The sequence below is a fragment of the Duganella sp. S19_KUP01_CR8 genome, from assembly GCF_036688705.1.
Taxonomy (GTDB): Bacteria; Pseudomonadota; Gammaproteobacteria; order Burkholderiales; family Burkholderiaceae_D; genus Rugamonas.
The window spans coordinates 170,082-184,986 of sequence record NZ_JAQQPR010000005.1 but is presented as its reverse complement, the minus strand read 5'-3'; the positions used below and the strand labels follow the sequence as shown (position 1 = coordinate 184,986).

Genomic DNA, 14,905 nt, shown 5'->3' with positions numbered 1-14,905 from the left:
TATGAAACCACCACGCCTTGCGGCAGGCGCCGCGCTGTCCCTGTTGATGTTGAACGCCGTCGGCGAGCAGTACTATCAAACCAAGACACCGTATCAACCGCAGCAGGCCGGCGCCAGCTACGAAGCGCCGCCGCAAGGCTACCGCGCGGTCTACACCCAGCTGCTGGCGCGGCATGGGTCGCGCGGTTTGAGCAGCATGAAGACCGACCTGGTGCTCTACAATCTGTGGCAGTTGGCCGGCAAGGAGAAGGGCCTGACGCCGCTGGGCGCCCACCTAGGCGACGACCTGCTGCAAATGATGAAGGCCAATGCCTTGCTGGGCTACGGCGTGGCCGGCATCACCAAGCCGGGCTACGGCAACGAGACCATGCAGGGTGTGATGGAGCACAAGCAGCTCGCTGAGCGCATGTACCATCGCTTGCCGCAATTGTTCCGCAACGCGGCCGCAGGTGCAGGTGCTGGTGCTGGCACGGCGGCGCAGCCGCGCCAGATCCTGCTGGTCACCTCCGGCAAGGACCGCGCCGTGGACAGCGGCGATTATTTCGCCGGATCGCTGGTGGCGCAGCAGCCCAATCTGCAAGCGCTGATAGTGCGTCCGCCGTCGCTGGCGCCGCGCGCCGAAACGAATCACGACAGCCGCCCGGCAGGCACCGACCGCTTCCTGCTCTACTTCCACAAGCTGAGCGCAAAGCAGGACCTGGTGGCCGACGAAGGCGATCCACTGCACGCCACTTACCGGGCCAGCCAGGAATACCAAGCCTGGGCCAGGAGCGACGAACTGCGTGCGCGCGAAGCCGCCGTGCTGGCGCAGCCGCAGGTTGCGGCGGCAGCCAAAGCAGTGCTGGAGCGCCTGTTCACGCCGGCCTTTATCGAAGGACTAAATCAAGGCCGCTACAGCGCCGCCAACACCGGCACCTACAGCTACACCAGCGCCGACAAGCAGTTCACCAACAAGCTGACTGGTGATGGCGACACCGAGATCAAATCCGCGACAGATGCAGCGCAAGCAATCTACGACCTGTACGCGGCCGCCGCCGACATGAAGGCCGAACTGAAAGCCGACTTCACCCGCTACATGCCGGCACAGCAGGCGGCAGTGTTCGCAGCCACCGAAGATGCCCTCGCCTTCTACACCAAGGGCCCCGGCATCAGCGAAAACGGCGGCATCAACCACCGCATGGCGCAAACGCTGCTCGACGATTTTTTCAACGAGGTGGATGCAGTCGCCAAGGGCGATCTGTCGCACGCCGCCAAGCTGCGCTTCGCCCACGCTGAAATCGTCATTCCGATGGCGGCCATCCTCGGCCTGCCCGGCATGTCGGAACAGTTACCGCGCGCAGTGGCATACAGCTACAGCAATAGCAACTGGCGCGGCGATGCAGTAGCGCCGATGGCAGCCAATATCCAATGGGATGTCTACACCAATGAGCAAGGACGAACGCTGGTCCGCATGCTGTACAACGAGAAGGAAACGGACTTCAAGCGCGGCTGCGACCAGGCAAAGATCGCCCCGGCCAGCCACTACTACGACTACGCCGGCCTGCGCGCCTGCTACCTGCCGAACTAGTCAGGCATTAACTACATGCTTGTCGCGGCGTTCAAGAGCCTCCAGCAGCGCCGGCATATAGCTGCGGCTTGCGCGTAACAGGCTGCCGTCGCGCAGGCGCAGCAAGGCGTCGCGATTCGTCAGCGCCCGAAGCTCGACGACCATGTCGATGCGTACAATCGCCGAACGGTGTACGCGTTGAAACTGCAAGGGGTCAAGCTGCATCGCCAACTGATGCAGCGGTTCGCGCACCAGATGCGTCTTGCCGCCCGCATGTAGCGTCGCATAGTCGCCATCCGCTTCGATGCGTTCGACGTCAGTGGCCCGCACCAATACCGTCCGCGTTCCTGCCCGTACCGTAAACGTACGTAACCAGGGGGCTGGCGCCAATGCAGGCGCGCCGTTCTTGCGACGCCAGGGAAAGGCCCGGCGGGCGCGGTCCAAGGCCTCGTCGAAGCGGTCGTCATCGACTGGCTTGAGCAAATAGTCGAGCGCCGCCAGATCGAAGGCCTGCAAGGCGAAGCTGTCATGCGCAGTGACCAGGATCGCCATGGGCCTGCTCTCCACGGGCAGCGCACGTAGTACTTCAAGCCCGCTACGGCCGGGCATTTCGACGTCGACGAACACAAGGTCTGGAGCCAAGGCAGTCAGGCCCTGGACGGCGGCGTCGCCGTCACCATACTCCGCGACCAGCTCGAAGCCAGGCCGGCGCGCCAATCGTGTCTTCAGCGCGAGACGTGCCAACGGCTCATCGTCAACGATCGCAACGCTGATTGGGACGGGCTTCATGCCGCGGCCCGCAAAGCGGCCGGCGCGGATTCGGCCATAGGCCGCAACGGCAGCGTCAGACGCACATGAAAATTGCGCTCATCGCGCCAACCGGCGTCGAACTGTTGCTCCCCGCCGTACAGGTGGCGCAGGCGCTCGGCTACGTTGGCAAGACCGATACCGTTGGCCCCATCCGATGCGGGCCGGCGTCCATCGTTGAGCAGGTCGACCGCCAGGTGGGTGCCGGTATGTTCTACCCGGATATCGAGCCGGCCCGCAGTCGCCAGCGGTGCGATCCCGTGACGGATCGCGTTCTCGACCAGCGGTTGCAGCAGCAAGTACGGGACCGCCGCGTCAAGCACGTCGGGACCTGCCGTCATCGTCACCCGCAGGCGCTCGCCGAGCCGCGCCTTTTCGATGTCGAGATAGGCCTCGATCAGCGCCAGCTCCTCGGCCAGCGCGTGTTCGTGGCGACCGTCATGCGCGAGGGTAGCGCGTAGAAAGTCGGCGACGCGGCTGATCATGCGGGTGGCCTCGCGATCGGCGCCGGCGGAGACCAGCGCCGATATCGCGTTTAGTGTATTGAAAAGGAAGTGCGGGTTCACCTGCAGACGCAGGGCGCGCAGCTCGGCGTCCCGCGCGTGCGCGAGCGCCTGCGCGAGGTGAAGCCGGGTGCGTTGCAGCGACAGGTAGTAAACCGCAACCGCATGCACGGCACAGAAGGCGATCAGCGCCAACCAGCAGCCGTCCAGGCCCTGTACCAGGTAGGCCCACTGATAGCCGGTCTCCAGCCCGAGCGCGATCGCCAGGCGCTGCCCGGCCAGCGCGTTAGCGATCGACATCGCATAACTTGCCACCAGCAATACCACTGCCGTGAGCATCAATGAACTCTCGCGGCGCCACAGAACGCGTTGCAGTTGGGCCAACGGCGCGATCCACGCCATGCACGCAACGAAAAACAGTCCTCGGAAGGCTGCGGCGTAGCCATGGCCAAGCGCCGGCAGCCCAAGGATCGCCATGCAGGCGGCGACCGGCAGGGCGGCAAGGACGGCGATGAGTTGTGGAGTGGGTTCTTTCACGCTGAGCGTCCGGAAAAAGAGGAAACCAGCGATTCTAACGTGTCAGTCGCCGATCGAGTACAGCATTGAGCTGATCTTCCACCCATCTTCGGTCAGCACCATCTGCCAGCTTTCGCTGCCACGGTTGCTGACCTTGCCGTCGGAGAGGAAATCAAAGTTGAAGTACACCGAACCCACGGCGCCATTCGTGTCGATGCGTACATCGTAGAAGCGCTCCTCGACCGGACCTTTGTAGGTCTGGACGAAATTCGCGAACTCTTGCCAGGTCGATCGCATCACCTTGCGCGCGGCCGGCTTCTCCGCCTTGACCACCTTCCAGGTCGGGGTGTCGAATACCGACAACCAGCTGTCGTGGTCCGGCAGGAACAGGCCGCCCAGGGTTTTACCGTCGTGGGCGACGATGGCGGACTGGAATTGCTGCACCACCTGGCGAATCGCGGCCACGTCGGCGTCATGCCCGGTGTCGGCAGCACGCGCGGGCGCGGTGCACAACGCGGCCATAACGGCGAAAACAAGAGAAAGCAGTATGCGCATGTAAGCTCCAAAGTGACTAAAAGCTCACGATAAGCACACCGCAGGCGCCGGTCGAGCGGAATGCGCCGGACCGTGCACGGATTGCGGCGAAGCGGTATAGCCACCGAGAAACTATTTACTGTTGAAAACACAACATCCGATTCAATTCGTTACGAGGCTCCCTTTTTTATAGTGATAGACTTGGCAGGTCTTTTCATAATATGAGAGGCTTACCCCATGAACCAGATGACCAGGCGTCAGTTCCTTCGGGTGACTGGCGCGTCCATCGCGGGTTCGAGCATCGCGCTGCTCGGCTTTGCGCCGGCATCGGCCCTGGCCGAAGTCCGGCAATACAAGCTGGCGCGCAGCACCGAAACCCGTAACACCTGCCCCTACTGCTCCGTAGGCTGCGGGATTCTCATGTACGGCCTGGGCGACGGCGCCAAGAACGCCAAGGCCAGCATCATCCACATCGAGGGTGACGCCGACCATCCGGTCAACCGCGGCACGCTGTGCCCCAAAGGCGCGAGCCTCATCGATTTCATCCACTCCGAAAATCGCCTGATGGTGCCCGAGTACCGTGCGCCCGGTGCGACCGAATGGAGCAAGATGTCCTGGGACGACGCGCTGACCCGCATCGCCAAGTTGATGAAGGCCGATCGAGACGCCAATTTCATCGACAAGACGGCGGACGGCAAGACCGTCAACCGCTGGACCACCACCGGCATGCTGTGCGCGTCGGCGAGCACCAACGAGGTAGGCTACTTAACCCATAAAACCATGCGCAGTCTGGGCATGCTGGCATTCGACAATCAAGCGCGTGTATGACACGGTCCGACGGTGGCAGGTCTTGCCTCGACATTTGGACGTGGTGCGATGACGAATCACTGGGTGGACATCAAGAACGCCGATGTCATCCTGGTCATGGGCGGTAATGCAGCAGAAGCACACCCTTGCGGCTTTAAATGGGTCACGGAAGCGAAGGCGCATCGCGGCGCCAAGTTGATCGTGGTCGATCCGCGCTTTACCCGTACCGCTTCGGTGGCGGACTACTACGTCCCTACCCGTACCGGCGCGGACATCGTCTTCCTCGGCGCGATCATCAACTACCTGCTCACGAACGACAAGATACAGCACGAGTACGTCCGCAACTACACCGACATGCCCTTCATCGTGCGCGAGGACTTCGCCTTTAACGACGGCCTGTATTCGGGCTACGACGAAAAGGCGGGCAAGTACACGGACAAGAGCAGCTGGAACTACGAGATGGGCGACGACGGCTTCGCCAAGATCGACGCCACGCTCGAGCATCCGCGCTGCGTGTACCAGCTGATGAAGAAGCATTACTCGCGCTACACGCCGGCGATGGTGGAAAAAGCCTGCGGCGTGCCGCCGGAAAAATTCCTCAAAGTCGCCGAGATGCTGGCATCGACCGCCGTTCCGGGCCGCGCAGCCACCATCCTGTATGCGCTGGGATGGACGCAGCACTCCACCGGCGCGGAAACGCTGCGCACCGGCGCCATGGTGCAGCTCCTGTTGGGGAACATCGGCATCGCCGGCGGCGGCATGAACGCGCTGCGCGGCCACTCCAACATCCAGGGCCTGACGGACCTGGGGCTGCTGACCAATATGCTGCCCGGCTACCTGACGCTGCCCGGCGAAGCGGAGCAGGACTTCGAGGCTTACGCCGCCAAGCGCGCGCTGAAGCCATTGCGTCCGAATCAGCTCAGCTACTACAGCAACGCCAAAAAGTTCCTGGTCAGCTTCATGAAGTGCTGGTGGGGCGACGCGGCGACGGAAGAGAACAACTACGCCTTCGACTACCTGCCCAAGCTGGACAAGCCCTACGACATGATGCAGGCCTTCGAGCTTATGCATCAAGGGAAAATGAACGGCTACATCTGCCAGGGCTTCAACATCCTGGCCTCGGCGCCGGACAAACAAAAGATCACGGAAGCCTTGTCCAAGCTGAAGTTCCTGGTGGTGATGGATCCCCTCGCGGTGGAGACGGCGGAGTTCTGGCGTCCGTTCGGCGAGTTCCACCAGGTCGATCCGACCAAGATCCAGACCGAGGTATTCCGCCTGCCTACCACCTGCTTCGCCGAGGAACGCGGCTCGCTGGTGAGCTCCTCGCGCGTGCTGCAATGGCACTGGCAAGGGGCCGACGGCCCGGGTCAGACCAGGAGCGACCTGGAGATCATGTCCGGCATCTTCCTGCGCATCAAAAAGGCGTACCAGGCCGACGGCGGCAAATTCCCCGACCCGATCGTCAACCTGACCTGGCCCTACGCCAAGCCGTACAGCCCGACGCCGGAAGAACTGGCGATGGAGTACAACGGCAAGGCGCTGAAGGAACTCACCGATCCGAAGGACCCGACCAAAGTCATCCTGAAGAAGAACGAGCAGGTGGCAGGCTTCGCGCAATTGCGCGACGACGGCAGCACGGCTTGCGGCTGCTGGATCTTCGCCGGTTGCTGGACCGCGGCCGGCAACCAGATGGGACGGCGCGACAACTCCGACCCGAGCGGCATCGGTCAGACGCTGAACTGGGCCTGGGCCTGGCCGGCCAACCGCCGCATCCTGTACAACCGCGCCTCCTGCGACCCGAAAGGCAAACCGTGGGATCCGACACGCAAGCTGGTGAGCTGGAACGGCGCCAACTGGGCCGGCGCCGACGTCCCCGACTTCAAGGCGGACGAGCCGCCGGAAAACGGCATGGGCCCCTTCATCATGCTGGCCGAAGGCGTGGCGCGCTTCTTCTCGCGCGACGCCATGGCCGAGGGTCCCTTCCCCGAGCACTACGAGCCGTTCGAGTCGCCGATCGGCCACAACCCGCTGCACCCGACCAATGCGCGCGCCACCAATAACCCCGCCGCCCACATGTTCCCGAACGACCGGGCCAAGCTGGGCAAGGTGGCGGAGTTCCCGCACGTGGCCACCAGCTACCGCCTGACGGAGCACTTCCACTACTGGACCAAGCACGCGCGCCTGAACGCCATTATCCAGCCGGAGCAATTCGTCGAGATCGGCGAGGAGCTGGGCAAGGAGCTGGGCGTGGCGCACGGCGACCGCGTCAAGGTCAGCTCCAAGCGCGGGCACATCGTGGCGAAAGCCGTGGTGACCAAGCGTATCAAGGCGCTCATCATCGACGGCAAGAAGACCCACCAGGTCGGACTGCCGATCCACTTCGGGTTCAAGGGAGTCACCAAACCGGGCTACCTGATCAACACCCTCACGCCGACGGTTGGTGACGGCAATTCACAGACACCGGAATTCAAGTCCTTCCTGGTGAAAGTGGAAAAAGCATGACGGCCCGAGGAGAATGACCATGGCACTACAATCCCTTGATATCAAACGCATGTCGGCGACGACGGTGCAGGAACCGGTGGCGCGCACGCCTGTCACCGGCACCGTCGCCAAGTTGATCGACGTGTCGAAGTGCATAGGCTGCAAGGCCTGCCAGACCGCCTGCATGGAATGGAACGACCTGCGCGACGACATCGGCGAGACCACCGGCGTGTACGACAATCCGATCGACCTGTCGCCGCAATCGTGGACCGTGATGCGCTTCTCGGAACACGAGACCAATGACGGCAACCTGGAATGGCTGATACGCAAAGACGGCTGCATGCACTGCGAGGACCCGGGCTGCCTGAAGGCTTGCCCGGCGCCGGGCGCCATCGTCCAGTACACCAACGGCATCGTCGACTTCCATCAGGAGAACTGCATCGGCTGCGGCTACTGCGTGGCCGGCTGTCCGTTCGACGTGCCGCGCATCTCCAAGAAGGACGACCGCGCCTACAAGTGCACGCTCTGCTCGGACCGCGTGGCGGTGGGCCAGGAGCCGGCCTGCGTCAAGACTTGCCCTACCGGCGCCATCGTCTTCGGCACCAAGGAGGACATGAAGGAGCACGCGGCGGAGCGCATCGAGGACCTGAAGTCGCGCGGCTACGCCAACGCGGGCTTGTACGATCCGGCGGGCGTCGGCGGCACGCATGTGATGTATGTGCTGCACCACGCGGACCAACCGGGCCTGTACCACGGCCTGAAAGCGAATCCGAGCATCAGTCCGATGGTCGGACTGTGGAAAGGCTTGACCAAGCCCCTGGCGCTGGCCGGCATCGCCGTCACCGCGCTGGCAGGCTGGTTCCACTATTCGCGCGTCGGGCCGAATGAGGTCAGCAAGGAGGAGGAAGCCGAGGCGCTGCATGAGGCCAACCGCATCCGGGAGAGCGAAAAATGAGCACGCCAAATCGCGACAAGGACGGCAATCCTCTGATCGAACGCTATACGCCCAATGAGCGCAGCAACCACTGGGTAACGGCCATCTGCTTCATCCTGCTGGCGGTTTCCGGGCTGGCCATGTTCCATCCGGCGACGGCGTGGATGGCGGTGTTCCTGGGCGGCGGCCAATGGACGCGCATCCTGCATCCGTTTATCGGGTTGGTGATGTTCGTGTCGTTCGCGCTGCTGGTGATGCGTTTCTGGCATCACAATAAGTTCGAGCCGGGCGACAGGCAGTGGCTGGATCAAATCGGCGACGTCGTCAACAACCGCGAAGACAAGCTGCCCAAGGTGGGCCGCTACAACGCGGGACAGAAGCTGCTGTTCTATGTGCTGATCTTCTGCATGTGCGGGCTGCTGCTGTCGGGCGTGGTGATCTGGCGGGCCTACTTCGCGTTCTACTTCCCGATCGAGATCGTGCGCTTCGCCGCGCTGCTGCACGCCTTCTGTGCGTTTGTGATCATCTGCTCCATCGTGGTCCACATCTATGCGGGCGTGTGGGTGAAAGGTTCGATCGGCGCCATGGTGCGCGGCACCGTGACTTACGGGTGGGCGCGCAAGCATCACCCGCGCTGGTTCGAGGAAGTCGCCCGAAAATCGCGTGATTAGCTCAGCAATTTAGGATTAGAATAGTCTCCGGGCCGGCGGCGCCGTCGCCGCCGGCAATCTGGGAGACATCTTGGTACAACGTCTGCTTGCACCCGGCGAGATCGAAGCGCTCGATCACAACGCCATACCGCGCCTGCTGCTGCCGCAGCCGCGCAGCCTGTTCTCCGCGCGCGCCGTCCGCCTGCGCCAACTTGCCAAAAATGAAATCAAAGGTATTCCCGTCGGCGAAACGCTGCGCGGCTATCTGCTGCTGATGGCGGCGCTGGTCGACGCGCAGGCCGCCGTGGCGCTGGCCCTGCCGGCAGAGGCTTTCGCCTTGCCCGACGCCGCCGACATCGACATCTCGCTCGAACACCATATGCCGCCGCTGCCCGTCAGCGGCGCACGGCCGCCGTCGTGGCGCTCTGTGTTCGACGCCCTGCTCGATCAACTCGACACGCTGGCGGAAGGCCAGCCACAGATTGCCACCGTGCTGGCCGAGCTGCGCTCGCTCGACAGCGCTGAGCTGGAAGGCTGCGCCGACGCCGTGCTGTCGGAGCTGACCGACGGCGTGAATCCGCTGCACGCGCCGTTCGTCGCGGCGGCGTTGCAGGTCATGTGGAGCATGCGCGCCGGCCAGCTGGACGCGCAGCGCGTGCAACCGCTGGTGACCAACACGCTGTGCCCCGTGTGCGGCGCGCATCCGGTGGCCAGCGTGATCCGCATCGGCGGGCAATCGCAGGGTTATCGCTATTTGCAGTGCAGCTGCTGCGCCAGCGAGTGGCACATGGTGCGGGTCAAGTGCTCGTGCTGCGAGCATACGGCGCGCATCGCCTACCAGAGCATCGAGCCGGCCGACGACGCCGACGCCGCACCGGAGATCGTCAACAAGGCCAATGACCCAAGCAAGGTGGCGCGCGCCGAAACCTGCGACGACTGCCGCACCTATCGCAAAATCTTCAACCAGGAGCACGACTACAACGTCGAACCGCTGGCCGACGACCTGGCCAGCCTGGCGCTGGACCTGCTGGTGGGCGAAGCCGGCTATGCCCGCGCGAGCGGCAATCCTCTGCTGTGGTTCAACGCCGAATGAGCGGCGACACCGCAGACATGGGCGCGGCAACCGCGGCGGGCTCGATCCACCTGCCCGCCGTCCACCTGATCCTGTCGGACGCCGCATGCGCGCCGCTGATCGCCGAATATGGCCGCGTGCAGACGCTGGAGGCCGCCCGCATGCTTCTGGCCGAACTGCGCAGCATGATGCTGGCCAGCCGCCGCGACGGCATGCCAGTAGCCGGCGGCACCGGCATCCCCGCCTTGCTGGCGATGCTGGCCGAACGCCTGCGCGACACCAACCGTTCGCCGCTGCGGCCCGTCTTCAATCTGACCGGCACCGTCCTGCACACCAACCTTGGCCGCGCCCTGCTGCCCGACAGCGCGGTGCAGGCCGTCGCCGAAGCGCTGCGCTGGCCGATGAACCTGGAGTGGGACATCGACACCGGCAAGCGCGGCGACCGCGACAACCTGGTCGAAGACCTGCTGCTGGAACTGACCGGCGCCGAAGCGGCCACCATCGTCAACAACAACGCGGCCGCCGTGCTGCTGATGCTGAACACGATCGCGCAAGGCAAGGAGGTCATCGTCTCGCGCGGCGAGCTGGTGGAAATCGGCGGCGCCTTCCGCATCCCTGACATCATGACCCGCGCCGGCGCCGTGCTGCGCGAAGTGGGCAGCACCAACCGCACGCACCTGAAAGACTACGCCGAAGCGGCCGGACCGCAGACCGCGCTGATGATGAAGGTCCATTGCAGTAACTACGCCATCACCGGCTTCACCAAGAGCGTCGAGTTGCCGGAACTGGCGCCGCTGGCGAAGAAGCGCAACATCCCGCTGGCGGTGGACCTGGGCAGCGGCACGCTGGTCGACCTGGAACAATACGGCCTGCCGCACGAGACCACGGTGCGCGAAACCATCGCCGGCGGCGCGGACCTGGTCACCTTCAGCGGCGACAAGCTGCTGGGCGGTCCGCAGTGCGGCATCATCGTCGGCCGCGCCGACCTGATCGCGCAGATCAAGAAGAATCCACTCAAGCGCGCGCTGCGCGTCGGCAAACTGACGCTGGCGGCGCTGGAGCCGGTGCTCGCGCTGTACCGCGCGCCGGACCTGCTGCCCGAACGCCTGACCACTCTCAAGCTGCTGACCCGCCCCGCCGCCGCCATGCGTGAGCTGGCGCAGGCACTGCTGCCGCCACTGCAGGCGGCGCTGGGCGCCGGCTATGAAGTCGGCAGCGAGCCGATGATGAGCCAGATCGGCAGCGGCGCCCTGCCCGTCGACCAGCTGCCCAGCCACGGCCTGGTGATACGCGCCGCCGCTGCTGGACGCATCAGCAACGCGCTGGGCGTGCTGGAACAGCGCCTGCGCGCCTTGCCGCTGCCGGTGATCGGCCGCGTTGCGCAGGATGCCTTGTGGCTGGACCTGCGCTGCCTGGACGACCACCAGCGCCAGCGCTTCGCCGACCAACTGGCGCTGCTGGCCGTATGATCGTCGGCACGGCAGGCCATATCGACCACGGCAAGACCACGCTGACGCGCGCGCTCACCGGCGTCGACACCGACCGGCTGAAGGAAGAAAAAGCGCGCGGCATATCGATCGAACTCGGTTACGCCTACACGCCGCTAGGGAACGGAGAGATCCTCGGCGTGATCGACGTGCCGGGCCACGAAAAATTCATCCGCACCATGGCAGCAGGCGTCACCGGCATCGACGCCGCGCTGTTGGTGATCGCCGCCGACGACGGCATCATGCCGCAGACGCTGGAGCACCTCGCCATCCTGCGCCTGCTGGGCGTGCGGCGCGGCGCCGTGGCCCTGACCAAGATAGACCGAGTCGATACGCCACGCGTGGAACAGGTGGAGCGGGATATCGAGGCGCTGCTGGCGGCGACCGACTTTGCCGACGCGCCGATTTTCCGCACCAATGCCAGCGCGGCCGCAGACGAAGGCGTGCAGGCCTTGCTGCGGCATCTGGCGCTGATGGCGGCGGCGCTGCCGGCCAGCGACGAACGGCGCCTGTTCCGGCTTGGTGTGGACCGTGTGTTCACCTTGTCGGGCCAGGGCACCATCGTCACCGGCACAGCGCTGGCGGGCAGCGTCCGCGTCGGCGACGTGCTGCAACTGGCGCCGGGCGGACAGCCGGCGCGCGTGCGCAGCATCCATGCGCAGAACCGTAGTGCCGACAGCGGCCGCGCAGGGCAGCGGCTGGCGTTGAATTTAAGCGGCGTATCGAAGGAAGAGATACAGCGCGGCACCTGGGTCGTCGCTCCGGCGCTCGCCGCCTGTTCCGAGCGTATCGACGCCGAACTGACACTCACGCCGGACTGCGGCCAGACCCTGAAGCCTTGGTCGCCGCTGCACCTACACCTGGGTGCGGCGCATCATACGGCGAACGTCGTGATGCTGGACGGCGACGTGCTGGCGCCGGGCCAGACCGGCCGCGTGCAACTGGTGCTGGACGCGCCGGTGCATGCCGTCCCCGGCGACCGCTTCGTGATCCGCAATGCGCAGGCCACCGCAACCATCGGCGGCGGCACGGTGCTCGATCCCTTCGGCCCGGCGCGCAAGCGACGCAGCGCCACGCGGCTGGCGTGGTTGCGGGCGCTATCCGATTTCGTCGGCAGCGGCGACGTCGCCTCGCTGCTGGCTCGCAGCCCATTAGGTCTGCGCATGTCGGCGCTGGTGCGCCTGTCGCAGCTGCCCGCCGATCAAATCGCCCTGCCGACGGATACCATCGAGGTCGCGCTGCAAGGCGGCGATCAGTTGCTGTTGGCCGCCGATGAAGTGCAGATGCTGGACGCGCGCATCCTGGACGGCCTGGCCGAATTCCACGCACGCGCACCAGACGACGCCGGCCCCGAACTGTGGCGCCTCAAGCGCATCGTCGCGCCGGAGATGGAAGACCGTTTGTGGAGCCGGTTGATCGAAACTTTGATCGCCGCAGGCCGGGTAAAGCAACGCGGCCGCAGCCTGCACCTGCCCGGTCACAGCGTCGAACTAAGCGAACAGGAACAGGCGCAGGCCAAGCCCTTGCTGGCCTCCCTGCTGGATGGCGCATACGACCCGCCCTGGGTGCGCGACCTGTCACGCGACCACGGCATGCAGGAAGCGGAGGTGCGACGCTTGCTGCTCAAGCTCTCCAAGACGGGAGAGATCAGCCAATTGGTTCCGGATCTGTTCTATCATCCAAAGCGGCTGGCCGAACTGGCGGCACTGGTGACGTCGCTGCCCGAGGTGCAGGCGTCGGTGTTTCGCGATGTGACCGGGCTGGGTCGCAAGCGGGCCATACAGATATTGGAGTTCTTCGATCGCGTCGGCTATACTCGGCGCGTGGGCAACATCCACTTGATACGACCCAACGCGGTCTGGTCGTACAGTGGCGAGTAGTACCAGGGAAGGCATACTCATCCGGTGATGGGGCCGGGCTTCAAACCCGGTGGGGGGCGTCAGACGCTCCCCTGTAAGTTCGACTCCTACTGCCTTCCGCCATTCACCGTATCGGCCACCATGTCAACCGCGGCGTCGAAGCTGGCCGGGTCTTCCTCCAGCAGCGACCAGAGGCGATTGTGTTCCGCGCCCTGCACCACGTGCAGCCGGCTCGATTGCGCGCGCGTTGCGGCGGCGACCAGGCGTTCCGGGATCTCCAGCGGGATGGTGGCGTCGTTCTCGGCGGCGATCACCAGCAGGCGGCCTTCGAAGCGCGACAGGATGTCCCAGGCGTCGCTGTCGACCCAGCTGCGCTCGCGCCGTATCACGGTCGAGAAGTCCGGCCCGAACGGCACCTCGTACGCCGACGGCGTGTAGACGCCGGGGACGATCAGCACCAGCGCATCGACACGATGGCTTTGCGTCATGCGAACCGCATTGTAGGCGCCCATGCTGGCGCCGAACACCGCCATCGGCTCCGGCAGGCCGCGCGCAGCGGCCACCGCCTGCGCCTGGCGCGTGCGGCTGGCCACCGACGATTGCGCCAGCGTGCCGCCGGTGTCGCCATGGCCGATGCAATCGAAGCTGGTGCTGCCGACGCCACGCTGCTGCAGAGCGTTGCGCAGCAGATGATGGCCGCGCCGGGTGCTGGCGCCGGCACCGTGCAAATACAGCACGCGGTTGTCGCCGCCGACGTACTGATCGCCCTTCAGCACGTGGCCGTCGAAGGGTACATCGAAGTCCACGATCATTTGCCTGCCTCTTTAGACAAGCGCAGATTCAGATTGTCGCGCGATTGCCTGGCGTAGGCTTTACAGCCCTCGCCGCCGTCCAGCAAGGGATGCGGTTTGTCGCTCCGAAGCTTGTCCCAGGTGCCGGAGAATTCTGGATGCACGGCGATGATGATGTCGCACGAGGCCTGCCCCAGCGCCGCGAAGCTCTGCTCATATTGCTTCAGCACTTGCGGATGGGCGTTGAATTTGTAGCCATCACTGGAAACCGGATTGATGCTGTCGGCGAACACGATGCTGGCGCAGCGGTCTTGTTCGCAGGACTTCCACGTCCAGCTGGTACCGCCCGAGGTGTGGCCCGGCGTGTACATCGCGGTCACCGTCAGCGGGCCGACTTTGATGGCTTCGCCATCGCGCACCGTGCGCACCTTGGCCACCTTGGCAAACGGCGTGCTGCCGACGAACTGGGGATCATCCTTGGCCATGCCGCCGCGCTTCAGGTCCGCAGCCGTGAGGGGGCTGGCCACCACCGTCGCGCCGCTCATGCGCTGAAGTTCGGCGATGCCGCCGGCGTGGTCCATGTGACCGTGCGAGCTCAGTATCAGCTTGACGTCCTGCATGCGGAAACCCAGCTTGCTGATGCTGGCGGCGATGCGTTGCGGCGAATCGGGATAGGCGCCGTCCAGCAGGATATGGCCCTGCGGTGACGTCACCAGCACCGCACTGAGACTGCTCACGCCGACGTAGTAGCTGTTGCCATAAATCTGGAAGGGTTCGACCGGCTTGTTCCAGTTGTCGTCAGGTGTGTTTGCGGAGGCAAAGGCGGCAAGGCCGCAGAGCACAGCGGCCAGCAAAGGTTTGATCATGAGTGGTGTACGACAGAGTTGGTAAAGAAGGAACATTGTACATCCGTACACC

The 14,905-nt window shown here is 64.7% G+C and carries 12 protein-coding genes and 1 tRNA gene; 8 read left to right on the top strand and 5 right to left on the bottom strand.

The window, feature by feature from the left end:
• Position 1 precedes the first annotated feature (1 nt).
• Complete coding sequence (locus V6M89_RS07150; RefSeq protein WP_332852543.1) at positions 2–1,567, top strand: histidine-type phosphatase; 1,566 nt, start codon at positions 2–4, stop codon at positions 1,565–1,567.
• Here V6M89_RS07150 and V6M89_RS07145 read toward each other — a convergent pair whose 3' ends face one another.
• The 3 genes from V6M89_RS07145 to V6M89_RS07135 are packed head-to-tail and all read right to left on the bottom strand — an operon-like array spanning position 1,568 to position 3,927.
• Positions 1,568–2,335 carry a LytR/AlgR family response regulator transcription factor gene (locus V6M89_RS07145; protein WP_332852542.1) on the bottom strand — a complete coding sequence of 256 codons (768 nt, stop codon included), beginning with the start codon at positions 2,333–2,335 and terminating at the stop codon, positions 1,568–1,570. It lies immediately after the preceding gene.
• Entirely contained in the window at positions 2,332–3,393 is a 1,062-nt protein-coding gene (locus V6M89_RS07140; protein WP_332852541.1) for a sensor histidine kinase, read from the bottom strand. Before V6M89_RS07140 ends, V6M89_RS07145 begins: the two co-directional genes overlap by 4 nt.
• A gap of 42 nt (positions 3,394–3,435) precedes the next feature.
• Complete coding sequence (locus tag V6M89_RS07135; protein WP_332852540.1) at positions 3,436–3,927, bottom strand: nuclear transport factor 2 family protein; 492 nt, start codon at positions 3,925–3,927, stop codon at positions 3,436–3,438.
• A gap of 216 nt (positions 3,928–4,143) precedes the next feature.
• Between V6M89_RS07135 and fdnG the strand changes: the two genes are divergently transcribed.
• From fdnG to V6M89_RS07100, 7 genes are all read left to right on the top strand, one after another.
• A complete protein-coding gene (gene fdnG, locus V6M89_RS07130; RefSeq protein ID WP_332852539.1) occupies positions 4,144–7,215 on the top strand; it encodes a formate dehydrogenase-N subunit alpha in 3,072 nt (1,023 codons plus the stop codon).
• A 19-nt stretch (positions 7,216–7,234) separates the two neighbouring features.
• Positions 7,235–8,149, top strand: coding sequence for a formate dehydrogenase subunit beta (fdxH, locus tag V6M89_RS07125; RefSeq protein ID WP_332852538.1), 915 nt, complete (start codon positions 7,235–7,237; stop codon positions 8,147–8,149).
• Complete coding sequence (locus tag V6M89_RS07120) at positions 8,146–8,799, top strand: formate dehydrogenase subunit gamma (RefSeq protein ID WP_116988013.1); 654 nt, start codon at positions 8,146–8,148, stop codon at positions 8,797–8,799. The genes fdxH and V6M89_RS07120 overlap by 4 nt, the downstream gene beginning before the upstream one ends.
• Before the next feature lie 70 nt (positions 8,800–8,869).
• A complete protein-coding gene (fdhE, locus tag V6M89_RS07115) occupies positions 8,870–9,871 on the top strand; it encodes a formate dehydrogenase accessory protein FdhE (protein WP_332852537.1) in 1,002 nt (333 codons plus the stop codon).
• Positions 9,868–11,319, top strand: a complete 1,452-nt coding sequence (gene selA, locus V6M89_RS07110) for an L-seryl-tRNA(Sec) selenium transferase (RefSeq protein WP_442881956.1) — start codon at positions 9,868–9,870, stop codon at positions 11,317–11,319. The genes fdhE and selA overlap by 4 nt, the downstream gene beginning before the upstream one ends.
• Entirely contained in the window at positions 11,316–13,217 is a 1,902-nt protein-coding gene (gene selB, locus V6M89_RS07105; protein ID WP_332852535.1) for a selenocysteine-specific translation elongation factor, read from the top strand. The genes selA and selB overlap by 4 nt, the downstream gene beginning before the upstream one ends.
• Positions 13,218–13,223: 6 nt before the next feature.
• Positions 13,224–13,319 (top strand) — tRNA-Sec (locus V6M89_RS07100).
• Here the strand turns inward: V6M89_RS07100 and V6M89_RS07095 are convergent.
• Together V6M89_RS07095 and bla are read right to left on the bottom strand one after the other, a co-directional pair.
• Positions 13,304–14,008 carry an alpha/beta fold hydrolase gene (locus tag V6M89_RS07095; protein ID WP_332852534.1) on the bottom strand — a complete coding sequence of 235 codons (705 nt, stop codon included), beginning with the start codon at positions 14,006–14,008 and terminating at the stop codon, positions 13,304–13,306. The two genes, V6M89_RS07100 and V6M89_RS07095, sit on opposite strands and share 16 nt — an antisense overlap.
• Entirely contained in the window at positions 14,005–14,853 is an 849-nt protein-coding gene (gene bla, locus V6M89_RS07090; RefSeq protein ID WP_332852533.1) for a subclass B3 metallo-beta-lactamase, read from the bottom strand. The genes V6M89_RS07095 and bla overlap by 4 nt, the downstream gene beginning before the upstream one ends.
• Positions 14,854–14,905 lie beyond the last annotated feature (52 nt).